The sequence below is a fragment of the Curtobacterium salicis genome, assembly GCF_011759505.1.
Taxonomy (GTDB): Bacteria; Actinomycetota; Actinomycetes; order Actinomycetales; family Microbacteriaceae; genus Curtobacterium; species Curtobacterium salicis.
On record NZ_JAAOYO010000001.1, the window covers coordinates 495,424 to 510,817 of the forward strand.

The 15,394-nt window shown below is 74.6% G+C and carries 14 protein-coding genes; 13 read left to right on the top strand and 1 reads right to left on the bottom strand.

Translation table 11 applies throughout. The features are described from left to right. Window positions 1-77 precede the first annotated feature (77 nt). Genes E9228_RS02350 through E9228_RS02380 form a run of 7 tightly spaced genes read left to right on the top strand, consistent with a single transcriptional unit; the run spans window position 78 to window position 6,986 of the window. The gene (locus E9228_RS02350) at window positions 78-626 is read left to right on the top strand and encodes an HAD-IIIA family hydrolase (protein ID WP_166778984.1); all 549 of its coding nucleotides are present in this window, start codon (window positions 78-80) and stop codon (window positions 624-626) included. Continuing rightward, window positions 623-1,759, top strand: a complete 1,137-nt coding sequence (locus tag E9228_RS02355) for a glycosyltransferase family 9 protein (RefSeq protein WP_166778985.1) — start codon at window positions 623-625, stop codon at window positions 1,757-1,759. The genes E9228_RS02350 and E9228_RS02355 overlap by 4 nt, the downstream gene beginning before the upstream one ends. A gap of 59 nt (window positions 1,760-1,818) precedes the next feature. Then, window positions 1,819-2,835, top strand: a complete 1,017-nt coding sequence (locus tag E9228_RS02360) for a glycosyltransferase (RefSeq protein WP_166778986.1) — start codon at window positions 1,819-1,821, stop codon at window positions 2,833-2,835. After that, window positions 2,835-4,193 carry a glycosyltransferase gene (locus tag E9228_RS02365; RefSeq protein ID WP_166778987.1) on the top strand — a complete coding sequence of 453 codons (1,359 nt, stop codon included), beginning with the start codon at window positions 2,835-2,837 and terminating at the stop codon, window positions 4,191-4,193. The genes E9228_RS02360 and E9228_RS02365 overlap by 1 nt, the downstream gene beginning before the upstream one ends. After that, window positions 4,190-4,840 (top strand): D-sedoheptulose-7-phosphate isomerase, encoded by a 651-nt coding sequence (locus E9228_RS02370; protein WP_166778988.1) that lies wholly within the window; start codon window positions 4,190-4,192, stop codon window positions 4,838-4,840. The genes E9228_RS02365 and E9228_RS02370 overlap by 4 nt, the downstream gene beginning before the upstream one ends. Next, window positions 4,837-6,228, top strand: a complete 1,392-nt coding sequence (locus tag E9228_RS02375; RefSeq protein WP_166778989.1) for a PfkB family carbohydrate kinase — start codon at window positions 4,837-4,839, stop codon at window positions 6,226-6,228. The genes E9228_RS02370 and E9228_RS02375 overlap by 4 nt, the downstream gene beginning before the upstream one ends. Before the next feature lie 53 nt (window positions 6,229-6,281). Further along, window positions 6,282-6,986 (top strand): SDR family oxidoreductase, encoded by a 705-nt coding sequence (locus E9228_RS02380; protein ID WP_166778990.1) that lies wholly within the window; start codon window positions 6,282-6,284, stop codon window positions 6,984-6,986. A 246-nt stretch (window positions 6,987-7,232) separates the two neighbouring features. Here the strand turns inward: E9228_RS02380 and E9228_RS02385 are convergent, their stop codons facing one another. After that, window positions 7,233-8,333, bottom strand: coding sequence for a glycosyltransferase family 9 protein (locus tag E9228_RS02385; RefSeq protein WP_341849732.1), 1,101 nt, complete (start codon window positions 8,331-8,333; stop codon window positions 7,233-7,235). 209 nt (window positions 8,334-8,542) lie between these two features. Between E9228_RS02385 and E9228_RS02390 the strand changes: the two genes are divergently transcribed. The 6 genes from E9228_RS02390 (at window position 8,543) to E9228_RS02415 (ending at window position 15,353) form a co-directional block, all read left to right on the top strand. Beyond that, the gene (locus E9228_RS02390; protein ID WP_166778991.1) at window positions 8,543-10,054 is read left to right on the top strand and encodes an aldehyde dehydrogenase family protein; all 1,512 of its coding nucleotides are present in this window, start codon (window positions 8,543-8,545) and stop codon (window positions 10,052-10,054) included. Continuing rightward, on the top strand, window positions 10,051-11,637 hold the full coding sequence (gene rfaE2, locus E9228_RS02395; RefSeq protein ID WP_166778992.1) for a D-glycero-beta-D-manno-heptose 1-phosphate adenylyltransferase: 1,587 nt from the start codon (window positions 10,051-10,053) through the stop codon (window positions 11,635-11,637). Before E9228_RS02390 ends, rfaE2 begins: the two co-directional genes overlap by 4 nt. Continuing rightward, window positions 11,634-12,572 (top strand): glycosyltransferase family 2 protein, encoded by a 939-nt coding sequence (locus tag E9228_RS02400; protein ID WP_166778993.1) that lies wholly within the window; start codon window positions 11,634-11,636, stop codon window positions 12,570-12,572. Before rfaE2 ends, E9228_RS02400 begins: the two co-directional genes overlap by 4 nt. Window positions 12,573-12,667: 95 nt before the next feature. Then, window positions 12,668-13,417, top strand: coding sequence for a VTT domain-containing protein (locus tag E9228_RS17255; protein ID WP_166778994.1), 750 nt, complete (start codon window positions 12,668-12,670; stop codon window positions 13,415-13,417). After that, window positions 13,414-14,694: a histidine kinase gene (locus E9228_RS17260; RefSeq protein ID WP_166778995.1), complete on the top strand. Its 1,281-nt coding sequence runs from the start codon at window positions 13,414-13,416 to the stop codon at window positions 14,692-14,694. Before E9228_RS17255 ends, E9228_RS17260 begins: the two co-directional genes overlap by 4 nt. Continuing rightward, window positions 14,691-15,353: a response regulator gene (locus tag E9228_RS02415; protein ID WP_166778996.1), complete on the top strand. Its 663-nt coding sequence runs from the start codon at window positions 14,691-14,693 to the stop codon at window positions 15,351-15,353. The genes E9228_RS17260 and E9228_RS02415 overlap by 4 nt, the downstream gene beginning before the upstream one ends. The last annotated feature ends 41 nt before the right edge of the window (window positions 15,354-15,394 follow it).

The window sequence follows — 15,394 nt, forward strand, 5'->3', positions numbered from 1 at the left end:
GGCTCCACCCTGTCCACCGCGCGCCACGCTCCGCGCGCCGGGTGGGCACGGACGCGGCTCCACCGGTAGAGAGAGGTGTGGCCCTCACCGATCGTCCGCTCCGCGGCGTGCTCTTCGACCGCGACGACACCCTGGTGGTGGACGTGCCCTACAACGCCGACCCGGAGCGGGTGGTGCCGGTGGCGGGTGCGGCCGACGCCGTCGCCGCGGCTCGGGCCGCCGGGCTGGCCGTCGGGGTCGTGACGAACCAGTCCGCGATCGCGAAGGGCCTGGCGACCCGCGACCAGGTCGACGCCACGAACGCCCGCGTCGACGAGCTCGTCGGGCCGTTCGACGTCTGGGAGGTCTGCCCGCACGACCGCGGCGACGACTGCGCCTGCCGGAAGCCGCGGCCCGGCATGGTGCTCTCCGCCGCGCAGCGACTCGGACTCGACGCCGCTGACCTCGTCGTGATCGGGGACATCGGTGCCGACGTCGGAGCGGCCGTCGCAGCGGGGGCGCAGGGCATCCTCGTGCCGACCGCTCGGACGATGCCCGCCGAGGTCGAGGCCGCCACCACCGTCGCCGGCTCGATCGAGGAGGCCGTGGCGCTCGTCGTCGCGCGTTCCGTCGGAGCGACGGCATGACCGACAGCGACCCCACCACCGGCACCGGCACCGGCACCGGCACGGCCGCACGCTCCGGTCACCGCGTGCTCGTCGCGCGTCTCGACTCGTTCGGGGACGTCCTGGTCGCCGGTCCCGCCGTCCGTGCCGTCGCCGCCGGAGCGGACCACGTCACGCTCCTCTGCGGCCCGCAGGGCGCCCCCGCCGGAGCACTGCTGCCCGGCGTCGATTCGCTCCGCGTCTGGGCAGCACCGTGGGTCACGGAGACCGTCCGGCCGCTCGACGACGCCGTCCTCGCCGAGTTCCGCGCGCTGGTCGACGAGGAGCGACCGGACGAGGTGGTCGTCCTGACGTCCTTCCACCAGTCGCCGCTGCCGCTCGCGATGCTCCTGCGCCTCGCCGGCGTCCCGCGGGTGTCCGGCGCATCGGTCGACCATCCCGGGTCCCTGCTCGACGTGCGGCTCCGGCCCGGCGAGGACCTGCCCGAGGACGTCCCCGAACCCGAACGGGCGCTCCGCATCGCCGCCGCCGCGGGCTACGCGTTGCCGGACGGTGACGACGGGCGACTCCGGGTCCGGCACGACGACACCGCGGTGCTGCCCGACGAGGTCGCCGCGCTCGACCGGTACGTCGTCGTGCACCCCGGCGCCAGTGTCGAAGCCCGCTCGTGGCCGCCGCCGGCCCACCGTGCCCTCGTGGCCGCGTACGCCCGACTCGGCGTCCCGGTGGTCGTGACGGGGTCCCCCGGTGAACGGGACCTCACCGCGGAGGTGGCCGGCACCAGCGGGATCGACCTCGGCGGACGCACCAGCCCGGCGGTGCTCGCCGCGGTCCTGGCGGGCGCCGAGGTCGTCGTCGTCGGCAACACCGGTCCGGCCCACCTCGCCGCGGCCGTCGGCGCCCGGATCGTCTCGCTGTTCTCCCCGGTCGTGCCCGCCGTGAAGTGGGCGCCGTACGCCGAGCACGTCGAACTCCTCGGCGACCAGGACGCCCCGTGCCGGCTCTCACGGGCGCGGGAGTGCCCCGTCCCCGGTCACCCGTGCCTGGCCGGGGTGAGCGTCGACGAGGTCCTCGCGGCGCACGAACGACTCACCGGATGCGCTCTGCGGACGAACGACGACTCCCTGCGAGGAGCGCCAGAGACCCGTGGGTAGCGTGCGGCACTGCTTCTCCTTCTCCTCCTCCTTGATCGACAGCGACCGAAAGGCAGTGCATGCGGATCCTCGTGTGGCACGTGCACGGCGGCTGGATGGACGCCTTCGTCCGCGGCCCGCACGAGTACCTCATCCCCACGACCCCCGCCCGTGACGGCTGGGGCCTCGGTCGTGGTGGCCGGAACTGGGGCACGAACGCCGTCGAGATCGCACCCGAGGACGTCGCCGGCGCCGAGGTGGACCTCGTCGTCCTCCAGCGGCCCGAGGAACTCGAGGTCGCCCGCGAGCTGCTCGGCGGACGCGACGTGCCGGTCGTCTTCGTCGAGCACAACGCCCCGCGCCTCGACGTCCCGGACAGCCTCCACCCGTTCCGGGACCGCGACGACGTGACCATCGCCCACGTCACGCACTGGAACGCCCTGATGTGGGACTGCGGCTCGACCCGCACGACCGTCGTCGAGCACGGCGTCGTCGACCCCGGTCCGCTGTACTCCGGTGAGCTCGAGCGGTTCGCCGCCGTCATCAACGAACCCGTCCGGCGGAACCGCGTCGTCGGGACGGACCTGCTCCCCCGCTTCGGCGCCGTCGCCCCGGTCGACGTGTTCGGGATGGGCACCGAGAAGCTCGGCGAACTCGGCCACGGCGACCTGCTCGTCGGACTGGGTGACGTGAAGCCGGACCCGATGCACGCCGCCCTCGCCCGGCGTCGGGCGTACGTACACGCCAACCGGTGGACCTCGCTCGGGCTGTCGCTCATCGAGTCGATGCACATGGCGATGCCGGTGCTCGTCCTCGCCACCACCGACGCCGCACGGACCGTGCCCGCCGAGGCCGGCGCGATCGCGACCGACGTCGAGGAACTGGTGCGCGCCTCCCGGACCCTCCTGGAGGACCCGGACGAAGCACGCCGACGCGGCCTCGTCGCCCGGGAGGCCGTGCTCGCGCGGCACGCGCTGCCCCGGTTCCTGGCGGACTGGGACGAGCTGCTGGACGACGTGCGGTCGCGACACCGGTCGAAGACCGGGGCAGCGACCGTCGGTGCGGGTGCCGCGGCACCGCAGGGAAGGAGCATCTGATGAAGATCGCCATGGTCTCGGAACACGCGAGCCCGCTCGCGACCCTCGGTGGCGTCGACGCCGGCGGCCAGAACGTCCACGTCGCGGCGCTCTCCGCTGCCCTCGCCGACCGCGGCCACACCGTCACCGTCTACACGCGCCGTGACGACGCCTCGCTGCCGGTCCGCGTGCCGCTCCGTCCCGGTGTCGACGTCGTGCACGTCGACGCCGGTCCCGCTCGCCACGTGCCCAAGGACGACCTGCTCCCGTACATGGGCACGTTCGCGCAGGTCCTGGCGTCCGAGTGGTTCGTGGACCGGCCCGACGTCGTGCACGGCCACTTCTGGATGTCCGGTCACGCGACGATCGACGCCGTGGGCCAGGTGCAGTCCCGCACCGGTGGCACGCGCATCCCGGTCGTGCAGACCTTCCACGCGCTCGGCGTCGTGAAGCGTCGGCACCAGGGCTCCGCCGACACCAGCCCCGCCGAGCGCGAGTGGCTCGAGCCCGCCGTCGGACGGAGCGCCGACCAGGTCGTCGCGACGTGCTCCGACGAGGCGTTCGAGCTGAAGAGCCTCGGCGTCCCCCTCCGTTCCATCTCGGTCGTCCCCTGTGGCGTCGACGTCGAGCTGTTCCGCCCGGACGGTCCCGTCGAGGACCGGGGGCGGACGTTCCGGGTCCTCACCGCCTCCCGACTCGTGCAGCGGAAGGGCGTCGGCACGACCATCGCCGCCGTCGCGCAGCTCGTCGCCGCCGGCCGGGACGTCGAACTCGTCATCGTCGGCGGTGCCGGCACGGCCGGGGCGGACCTCCCCGACGACCCGGAGTACCAGCGCCTCGACGCGCTGGCCCGCGACCTCGGCGTCCGCGACCACGTCTCGTTCCGTGGGCAGCTCGCCCAGGAGGCGATGGGGGCCGTGTACCGCAGCGCCGACGTCGTCGTGTGCGCGCCCTGGTACGAACCGTTCGGCATCGTCCCGCTCGAGGCGATGGCGTGCGGCGTGCCCGTCGTCGCGTCCCGGGTCGGCGGGCTCATCGACACGGTCGTCGAGGACGCCACCGGTCTGCACGTCGAGCCCCGCGACGAGGACGGCCTGGCCGCAGCGCTCGGCGGCCTGCTCGACGACCCGGAACGCCGTGCCGCGTACGGTCTCGCCGGTCGACACCGCGCGGAGTCGCGCTACACGTGGCAGAAGGTCGCGACGGACACCGAGCGCGTCTACGAACGCCTGGTCGCCGGTGGCCGGGTCCGTCCGGTCCGTCCGGTCGGCGGCATCGGCGTCTCCCCGACGACCACCCGTATCCCGGACTCCGTCCGCCCCGCCGAGGAGCCGCTGGCCGAGGCCGCGCTCCCCACCACCGAGAGGAACGCCCGATGACCATCGAGCAGACCGGGATCGGCACGACCGAGACCCCGACCAGCGACGGCCCGACCAGCGACACCTCGGCCAGTACCCGGACGGTGCTCGAGCACATCGCCGCCTCCGTGCCCGTGATCGCGTCCCTCGTGGACCACGGCGACCACATCGCCGCCTGGGCCGACGACATCGCCGCGCGCCTGGTCGCCGGACGCCGCCTGCTCGCCGCGGGCAACGGCGGCTCCGCGGCCGAGGCGCAGCACCTGACCTCCGAGCTGACCGGACGCTTCGACGGGGACCGGCCGGCGTACTCGGCGATCTCCCTGCACGCCGAGACCTCCGCCGTCACGGCGATCGGCAACGACTACGGCTTCGAGGAGGTCTTCGCACGCCAGGTCCGGGCACACGCCCGCGCCGGCGACGTCGTCGTCCTCCTCAGCACCAGCGGCAAGAGCCCCAACCTGCTCGCCGCCGCGGCCGCCGCCCGTGACGCCGGCGCCCGGTCGATCGCCATGACCGGCGCGCTGCCCAACCCCCTCGCGGCCGCAGTCGACGACGTCATCGCCATCGACGGCCCGTCCGCCAACGTGCAGGAGGCGCAACTCGTCCTCGTGCACGCACTCTGCCGGGCCATGGAGCCCGCACTCCGCCGTGGAGGCACCCGATGACCGACCGGCAGCTCCGCATCGTCGTCGTCGGCGACACCCTGCTCGACGTCGACGTCATCGGCACGAGCGACCGCCTCAGCCCGGACGCCCCGGTGCCCGTCGTGGACGTCCGCTCGGACCAGCGCCGTGCCGGTGGCGCCGGTCTCGTCGCGACCATGCTCGCGAAGGACGGTCACGACGTCACGCTCGTCACCGTCCTCGGCGACGACGCCCCGGCCGACCAGCTCCGCTCGCTGCTCCCCGGTGTCCGCATCGTCGACGGTCCCTCCGGTGCGCCGACCCCGGTGAAGACCCGTGTCCGGGTCGGCGAGCACGCGCTCGTCCGGATCGACGAGGGCTGCGACACCCCGCCGGTCCCCGCGGTGACCCCCGCGATGCGCGACGCCCTCGACGGAGTCGACGCGGTGATCGTCGCCGACTACGGCCGCGGACTCACCGAAGCTCCCGAGATGCGTGCCGCGCTCGGTGCCGTCGTCTCGCACACCCCGGTCGTCTGGGACCCGCACCCGAAGGGCGCCACCCCCGTCGCCGGGACCACCGTCGCGACCCCGAACGCCAGCGAGGCACACCGCTTCACCGGCATCACCGGAAGCGGGGTCGCCTTCGCGACCGACGCCGCCGCCGACCTCGTCGCCCGCTGGGACGTCCGCGCCGTCGCCGTGACGATGGGTGACCGCGGTGCCCTGGTCGGCAGCCGGACGCCCCGCGGCGCCGACTCGCGCTTCGTCCCCGCCCCCTCCGTCACCGCTGGCGACCCGTGCGGCGCCGGAGACCGGCTCGCCGCCGGTGTCGCCGTCGCCCTCGCGACCGGAGCGGAGATCGCCGACGCCGTGACCGCGGGGGTCGAGGCGGCCTCCGCGTACCTCGCCGCCGGCGGGGTGGCCTCGCTCGTCGAGGGTGCACCGCCCGCACCGATCGCCGTGCCCGGTGCCGACCGGGACGCCCTGCGCGTCGTCCACGACGTCCGGGCCGCAGGCGGCGTGGTCGTCGCCACCGGTGGGTGCTTCGACCTGCTGCACGCGGGCCACGCCCGCACGCTGTCGGCGGCGCGCGCACTCGGTGACTGCCTGGTGGTGTGCCTCAACTCCGACGAGTCCGTCCGCGGCCTCAAGGGACCCGACCGACCCATCATGGGCCAGGACGACCGCGTCGAGCTCCTGCTGGCGCTGGACTGCGTCGACGCCGTCGTGGTGTTCGACGAGTCCACCCCGGACGACGCGCTCCGCCGCTTCCGTCCGGACGTCTGGGCGAAGGGCGGCGACTACACCGCCGACGAGCTGCCCGAGTCCGTGACCCTCGCCGAGTGGGGTGGTCGGGTCGTCACCGTGCCGTTCCACCCGGGCCGCTCCACCACCCGGCTCGCGGCCGCGATCGAGCGCGTCGGCTGAGCAGCCCCCTGACCTCCTCTTCCCACCACAGCACCAGAACGCAAAGGACATCCATGCCCGTCCCCACCACCCCCATCGGCCGCGTCCTCGTCACCGGCGGAGCCTCCGGACTCGGCGCAGCCGTCGTCGCCGCCGTCACCGAGGCCGGCGGCACCCCGATCGTCCTCGACCTGCGGATCGACGCCGTCCCCGATGGCGTCGACGCCGTCGCCGTGGACGTCTCGGACACCGACGCCGTCGAACGTGCCGTCGCCGAAGCGGTCGAGCGCCACGGCGGCCTCGACGCCGTCGTGACCGCCGCGGGCATCGACACCCCGGCCCCGATCGACGCCATCTCGTCGGGCAACTGGGAGAAGATCGTCGCCGTCAACCTCATCGGCACCGCGTCGACCGTCCGCGCCGCCCTCCCCGCACTCGAGGCGACCCACGGCCGCGTCGTGACGATCTCGTCGTCGCTCGCCCTGCGCGGCGTCGGCCACGGCACCGCCTACTCGGCGTCGAAGTTCGGCGTCCGCGGGTTCTCGCAGGCCCTCGCGGCCGAGACCGCGGGCCGCGTCGGCGTCACCAACGTGATCCCGGCGGGCATGCGCACGAACTTCTTCGCCGACCGGACCGAGCAGTACAAGCCGGGCCCGGACGCGCAGCTCATCGAGCCGGAGTACGTCGCGAACTCGATCATCTTCGCCCTGTCGCAGCCGGCCGGGTGCGAGATCCGCGAGCTGTCGATCATGCCGGCGACGGAGCCCAGCTGGCCCTGACCGGCGCTCGCGCCCTGGGTACGCGCCCGGCGCTCGCACCTGACGGACGGGAGGCCCGGTACCAGCTGGTACCGGGCCTCCCGTCCGTCAGTGTCGCGCCGCCGAGGTCGCAGGACATGCCGCACGCGTCCCGTCGCGGTGCCGAGATTTCGGCATCTCGAGGCGCAGGATGCCGGAATCGTGGAACCTCGGCGGGCGGGCCCGGGCGCGGCGCTGGGCCCGGGCCTGCCGGGCCCGGGCCGGCCGTCAGTTCGTGGCGAGCAGGTCCTCGACGTCCGCCAGGACGCGGTCCGGCGTGATCTCGTCGACGAACGACGGGTCGTGCTCGCACCGCTCGGCGCTCCACCCGACCTGCGTGACGTCGACCCCGCACACCGGGCACCGGGTGACGAAGCTCATGAGGACCCGGTGCCGCCCGCGGTCGAGCGGTCCGGCGTTGATGACGTTGCCGAACCAGAACACACCGACGGTGGGGGTGCCGACCGCGACGGCGAGGTGCCGGGGACCGGAGTCGTCGCCGACCATCACGTCGGCGGCACCGAGGACGGCGGGCAGCTCCGGCAACGGCAGCGTGCCGGTGAGGTCGTGGAGGCGCCGGGCGGCCTCGGGCCCGACGGCCTCGGCGACGGACGCCCGGATCGCGGTAGCGGCCGGCCGGTCCGAGTCGTCCCCGACCAGGACGACGTCGTCGCCGGCCTCGAGTCGCGCGACCGCGACGGCCGCGAAGCGCTCCGGGCTCCAGCGACGGCGAGGATCGGTCGCACCGGGGTGCATCGCGACCAGCCGACCCGCGACGCCCAGGCGCTCCCGCACCGCTCGGCGCTCGTCGTCGGTGACGGTGAGGCGTGGGTCGAGCGTGACCGGTTCCGCGCCGGCGAGCCCGACGACCTCGAGGGCGCGGAGCACCTCGTGCTGGTAGTAGACGTAGCGGACCCAGCGCTCGGTCGGGGTGGCGTCCTCCGTGGCGGTGCCGACCGAGTGTGCCGCGCCCAGGCGGAGCAGGAACGGGTTCGAGTTGCGGCCACCGCCGTGCAGCTGCACCGCCAGGTCGAACCGGCCGTGCAGGCGGGCGAAGAAGTCCTCGAGGTCGGGAGCGCCGTCGCCACCGTCGCGGACCCCGGGCGACACCGGCAGTTCCTCGACCGCGTGCACCGCGTCGGTGCGGCCGGCGAGCAGCACTCCGGCCGTCGGTGTCCCGAGCAGGGTGATGCGCGCCTCCGGGTACGCCGCCGCCAGGGCCTCGATCGCCGGCATCGCGAACATCAGGTCGCCGAGTCCCCCGCCCCGGAGCACCGCGATCTCGCGGACCCCCTCGAACCGTTCGCCGCCACGTCCGATCTGCACCACGCCTGTCGTCCTCCTCGATGTCCGACGCCGCCGGGATCCCCGTCGCGCGTCCCTTCGTTCCTACCGACGGACACCCGTGCGGGTGCCGGTCGGGTGGTCCTGCTGCGTCCCGTGGACACCACGGCGCGACCCGTGGGCACACACAGCAGGAGCAGTGCAGCGTGGGGAGCCCCGGTGCACGCGACCGGACCACGACGAGAAGGACACACATGACGCTCGATGCCCCCACCACCACCGCCCCGTCGTCGGACGACTCGTCCGCGGACACGATCACGGTGCTCGACCCCGTGACCGGGGAGGTGGCCTCGGAGACCCGCCGGAGCACGGCGGACGAGGTGCGCGACGCGGTCGCGCGGGCACGGGCAGCGGCGACCGGCTGGGCCCGCACGGCTCCGGGTGCGCGCGGGGCGATGCTCCGTGCGGCCGCCGAGCGGCTGCGCGACCACGCCGACGAGCTCGCCGCGATGAACACCCGCGAGACCGGGAAGGTGCCGGGCGACGCGCTCGGTGGGGTCGAAGCCGGCATCGACACCCTCATCCAGTACGCCGAACTCGGCCCCCTGCACCGCGGTGAGGCCCTGCGCGGCAACCACGGCGCCGCCGACTTCGCGGTCCCGCACCCCCGGGGCGTCGTCCTCGCGCTGACACCGTGGAACGACCCGGTGGCCGTCGCGTGCGGCATCCTCGGTGCCGCGATCGCCGCCGGCAACACCGTCGTCCACAAGGGCAGCGAGCGGAGCCCCGGCACGATCGCCCTGCTCAACCGCCTGCTCGCCGCCGAACTGCCCGACGGCGTGCTCGTCGGGGTCGACGGGGACGCCGCGACCGGTGAACAGCTGCTCGCCGAGGACGGCATCGCGGTCTACGCGCACGTGGGGTCGACCGCGACGGGTGACCGTCTCGCGGAGGCCGCACTGCGGACCCGCGCGCACGTCATCCGTGAGAACGGCGGCAACGACGCCGCCGTCGTGGACGCCGACGTCGACCCGGTGTGGGCGGCTGACCAGGTCGCACTGGGCGCCTTCGCGAACACCGGCCAGATCTGCACGAGCGTCGAGCGCGTCTACGTGCACCGCGGCATCGCCGAGGAGTTCACCGCCGCCCTGGTGCGTGCCGCCGAGCGGAAGACCGCCGCCGCCGCGACCGACTTCGGTCCGCTGGTGGACGAGCGACTCCGTACGACCGTGCAGGAGCACGTCGACCAGGCCGTCTCGGCCGGTGCCCAGGTCCTGACCGGCGGGTCCGTCCCCGCCGGCGCCGGCACGTTCTACCCGGCGACGGTCCTCACGGGCTGCACCGACGACATGCTCGTCCTCACCGAGGAGACCTTCGGCCCGATCGCCCCCGTCCGCATCGTCGAGGACATGGCGGAGGGGCTCCGCCTCGCCGCCGAGGACCGGTACGGCCTGGCCGCGACCGTGCTCACCGGCGACACCGCGACCGCGTTGCAGGCTGCCGCCGAGCTGCCGGTCGGCACCGTCAAGATCAACGCCGTCTTCGGCGGCGCGCCCGGCGGCAGCGCCGAGCCGCGCGGCGCGTCGGGCTCGGGATTCGGGTACGGCCCGCACCTGCTCGACGAGATGACGACGACCACGGTCGTGCACCTCGAGGCCGCACCGCGCCGGACCAGCACGCCGACCGACGCTGCCGCCGGTGCCGTGGACCCGGCCACCGCCGGCAGCCACGACACCGACACCGCGACCGCCGAGGACGTCCGGTGACCGCCGACGTCCGCATGGTCCGCCGCGTCGTCGACTCCGTCGCTGCGGCCGAGCCGGTCGTCGTCGTGGTCGGGGACGTCATCCTCGACCGGTGGACGGTCGGTGCCGCCGAGCGGGTCTCCCGCGAGGCACCAGCGCCGGTCGTCCGGGTCACCGAGACCATCGCCGTCCCGGGAGGCGCGGCCAACACCGCCGTGAACGCCCGCGCCCTGGGCGCGCACGTCCGGATGGTCGCCCTGATCGGCGACGACGAGACGGGCCGTGTCCTGCGGGACCGCCTGGAGGCCGCCGGGGTCGACACCCGCTGGCTCGTGGCCGTGCCCGGTGCGACGACGACGAGCAAGGACCGGATCGTCGGCGGTGACCGCGTGGTCGTCCGGGTCGACGACCTGGCCGGTGCCCCGAGCGCGGCGGACACCGCGCTGCTCGCGGAGGCGACGGCGGCGGCCGTGCAGGGCCGGACCCCGCACGTGCCCGGATCCCCCGACCTGGTGGCCGCGCGGGCCGACGCCGTCGTGGTCTGCGACTACGACCTGGGTGTCGACGCGACCGCGATCGTCCCCGTCCTCGAGCGGGACCGTCCGACGACCGTGGTGGTCGACGCGCACGACCTCTCCCGCTGGAGTGCACTGCACCCGGACCTCGTCACCCCGAACGCCGGCGAGACCGCGGCCCTGCTCGGACGTGACCTCGGCCAGGGCGCGGAACGTGCCGAGACCGTCGTGGCCGTGCGCGACGAGGTCCTCGCGGTCACCGGTGCCCGGAACGCCGTCGTCACGCTCGACCGGAACGGCACCGTCCTGCTCGAGGACACGGCCCGGCCGACCACCGACGTGCACCGGACCCGTGCGACCCCGGCGTCCGAGCAGCAGGCCTCCGGTGCCGGTGACACCTTCTGCGCCGCAGCCTCGGTCGCCCTCGCCGTCGGGACCCCGGTCCGCGAGGCCGTCTCGTTCGCGCAGGCCGCCGCCGACGTCGTCGTCCGCGAAGCCGGCACGTCCGTCTGCACCGCCGACGCCCTGGTTGCGTCGGTGTCCGCACCCGCCGAGACCGTCGTCGACCACGACCAGCTGGCCGACGCCGTCGAGGAAGCCCGTCGCGCCGGTCGTCGCATCGTCTTCACCAACGGCTGCTTCGACGTCGTCCACCGCGGGCACACGACGTACCTGCGACAGGCGAGCGAACTCGGCGACCTGCTCGTCGTCGCGCTGAACGACGACGACTCGGTCCGCCGGCTCAAGGGACCCGAGCGTCCGATCAACACGGCCGAGGACCGCGCCGGCGTGCTCGCCGCCCTGGCCTGCGTCGACCTGGTCACGGTGTTCGCGACGGACACCCCGATCCCCCTCATCGAGCGCATCCGTCCCGACGTCTACGTCAAGGGCGGCGACTACTCCCCCGAGATGCTCAGCGAGACCGAGGTGGTCCGCGCACACGGTGGCGAGGTCGTCATGGTCGACTACGTCGCCGAGCACTCCACGAGCGCCGTGGTCCGCCGGATCCGCGAGACCGCGGCCGGCAACGGCACCGCGACCGACTCGGCCACGACCGGGCCGGCGAGCACGGGCACCGGCGACGCATGACACGGGGGGCGCGGTGGTCCGGCGAGTGGGGTCGTCCGGCCGAGGTGACACCGACCGACTCCTCCCCCGTCGACGTCGACGTGCTCATCCCGACCGTCGGTCGGACCGCGGAACTCGCCGCAACGCTTGCCGGGCTCGCCGCCCAGACCGAGGTCGCCTTCCGTCTGGTCCTCAGCGACCAGTCCGAGACCGGTGACGTCGTCGAGCGGCCGGCGATCGCCGCGATGGTCCGCGTCCTGGAGGCACAGGGCCGACCCGTCACGCTCCTCACCCACCCGGACCGGCGGGGGCTCGCCGAACACCGGCAGTTCCTGCTCGACCACGCCCGCGCCGACGCCGTCCTGTTCCTCGACGACGACGTGTGGCTCGAACCCGGCTCGGTGCAGCGGATGCTCGACGCGCTGCGGTCGCTCGACACCGGCTTCGTCGGCAGCGCCGTCCAGGGACTGTCCTACCTGCAGGACCGCCGTCCCCACGAGACGGAGCCGTTCGCGCTCTGGGACGGTCCGGTCGTGCCCGAGGTCGTGCGCCGTGGGACTCCGGGCTTCGACCGCTGGTCCCTGCACAACGCCGCGAACCTCGTGCACGTCGCGGCCGAGCTCGACGTCGAACCGGGCGGCTGGCTGCCGTACCGGGTGGCCTGGGTCGGCGCCTGCGCGATGTACGACCGCGCGTCGCTCGAGGCCGTCGGCGGCTTCCGGTTCTGGGAGTCGCTGCCGGCGGGGCACGCCGGCGAGGACGTCGTCGCGCAGTGGCTCGTCATGGAGCGCTTCGGCGGGGTCGGCATCGTGCCCTCCGGCGCGGTGCACCTCGAAGCGCCGACGACCGTCACGGACCGCTCCGTCGACGCACCGGACGTGGTCTTCGCGCACGAGCAGCAGACGGAGCACGAGCAGCACCGGCAGCACTGGACCCGCGGAGTCATACCGCGGTAGGGGGTCGGACGCGACCGCAGCGGGATGGCAGACCGCCCGTCGCTCCGTAGCGTCGAACCCGTCGGCGAGGTCCGCCGACGGGAGGAGCGACACCCGTGCTCGACCAGATCACCCCGTTCGTCGTCGACCTGGCGTCATCGCCGCTCGTCTACCTGACCCTGTTCCTCCTCTGCCTGGTCGACGGCTTCTTCCCGCCGGTGCCGAGCGAGACCGCGCTCGTCGCCGTCGCCGCGGTGGCCGCGACGTCCGGCCAGCCGGTCCTGGCCGTGGTGCTCGGCGCCGCTGCCCTGGGCGCGATCGCCGGTGACTCGATCGCCTACGCGATCGGCCGGCGGATCGGGCTGCAGCGGCTCCGGAACGCCCGACGGCCCCGGATCGCGGCGGCGTTCGCGTTCGCCGAGCGGCAGATGCAGCGGCGCTCCGCCAGCCTCATCCTGATCGGGCGCTACGTCCCGGTCGGCCGTGTGGCCGTCAACATGACCGCCGGAGCCACCGGGCTGCCCTACCGCCGGTTCCTCGGCATCAGCGCGGTGGCGGGGATCGCGTGGAGCACCACATCCATCGGCATCGCACTCGCCACCTCGTCGTTCCTGCACGAGCCGCTCGTGGCAGCCGCGGTGTCGATGGTCGTCGCCGGCGGCCTGGGCCTCGCCGTGGACCGTGTCCTCGGTAGGCTCCAGCGCAGACGGGCCGCCCGCACCGCAGCCACCGTCGTCGGCACGGTCACCGACCGGGAGGCACGCCCCACCCCCGCCACCGACCAGACCCCCCGAGCCGCCCGGGCCATGACGGCACCCCGCCCCACCACCTGCACCGTCACCACCGGAGGGACCGCACGACCGTGACCGCCCGCACCAGCAGGACCGTCCTGGACCGCACCTTCCCGGCGACGTTCCGGATCCCGGGGACGCGACTGCGTGCCTCCCGGTCGGTCGTCGCCGTCCGCGGGTCCCTCGTCGTCGCGGCCGTCACGCTGCTCGCCGTCGGCGCTCCGGTCGCGGTCGTCGTGCACGACGTGCCGGTCCCGCTCGCGCTCCTGGTGACGGCCGTCCTCAGCGCGACGCTCCTGGTCGCGCCGGCGCGACCGCGGTCCGCGACCGCCGTGCACCTGCTCGCCCTCGCCGGACTCGGCGTCCTGACCGCGCCCGGGACGGCCGGCCCGTGGCCGATGCCCGTGACCGCGATGATCGGCCTGTCGGTGCTGCTCGTCGTCCTCGGGCTCCGGACCGACTGGCGGACCACGGCGATCGCGTGGGGCGCGTCGACGGTCCTGACCCTGGTGCTCGTCGCCGTGACCCCGGGCCGCTGGGCCGAGCCGGACGTCTGGGTGAGCACGCTCGTCGTGTCGTCCGGCAGCGCACTGCTCGCCGGTGCCGCCGCCGTCCTGCTCGGGCAGCGGCGGCACGTCGGCGCCGAGCTCGTGGCCGCGCGGCAGGAGGCCGAGCAGCAGGCGGACGCCCGCCGCGCCGTCGAGGAACGTGCCCGCATCGCCCGGGAGCTGCACGACGTCGTCGCACACAGCATGTCCGTCGTGCACATGCAGGCCGAGTCGGCGCCGTACCGGGTGGCGGACCTGACCCCGGCGGCACGGGCGGAGTTCGCAACGATCGCCGAGACCTCCCGGACCGCCCTGCGCGAGATGCGGCAACTGCTCGGCACGCTGCGCGGCGAGGAGGACGCCGAGCGGGCACCGCAGCCGGGGCTGTCGGACCTGCCGGCGCTCGTCGCCTCGACCCGGGCCGCCGGACTGTCGGTCACGCTGGACGTGCGCCGGGACGGAGACGCCGACGACGGAGGGGCCGCCGAAACGGTCGGCCGGGTCACACAGCTCACGGTGTACCGCGTCGTCCAGGAGGCACTCGGCAACGTCGTGCGCCACGCCCCGGGTGCCGCCACCACCGTCGTCGTCCAGGTGGTCGGGGCCGCCGTGTCCGTCACGGTGACGAACGCCCCGGCGCCCCTCGCTGCCCCGCCCCCTGCCGACGACGGCGGGTACGGACTCGCCGGCATGCGCTCGCGTGTCGCCGCGCTCGACGGCACGCTCGAGGCCGGACCGACCGCCGACAGCGGCTTCCGCGTCGCCGTGACCCTGCCCCGCCTCCCCGACGGAGACCCGCGATGACCCGTGTGCTCGTCGTCGACGACCAGGCCGTGTTCCGCCTGGGGCTCGTCGCGATCCTCGGCTCCCAGCCCGACATCGAGGTCGTCGGCGAGGCCGGGGACGGTGCCGAGGCGGTCACGCTCGGCATCGACCTCGAACCCGACGTCGTGCTCATGGACGTGCGGATGCCCGTCCTCGACGGGATCGAGGCGACACGACGGCTGACCGCGGCGCCGAGTTCGACGCCCGTCCGCGTCCTCATGCTCACCACGTTCGACATCGACGACTACGTGTTCGACGCGCTCCGCGCCGGCGCCAGCGGCTTCCTGCTCAAGGACGCGGGCGCCGACGACCTCATCGCCGCCGTGCGGACCATCGCCGCCGGGGACGCCCTGCTCGCCCCCCGCGTCACCCGGCACCTCGTCGAGGCGTTCATCGCCGGTCCCCGACCTGCCGCGGCACCCGCGGACGTGCTCGCCGTCCTCACCGACCGCGAGCGGGACGTCTTCATGCTCATGGCCCGCGGCCGCTCCAACGGTGAGATCGGTCGCGAACTGTTCATCGCCGAGCAGACCGTGAAGACCCACGTCGGCCGCGTGCTGGCGAAACTGCAGCTGCGGGACCGCGTGCACGCCGTGGTCCTGGCGTACGAGTCCGGCCTGGTCACCCCGGCCGGTTGACTCCCCGCTCGGTCGCATCGCTCGGTCGCAGCGCTCGGGCG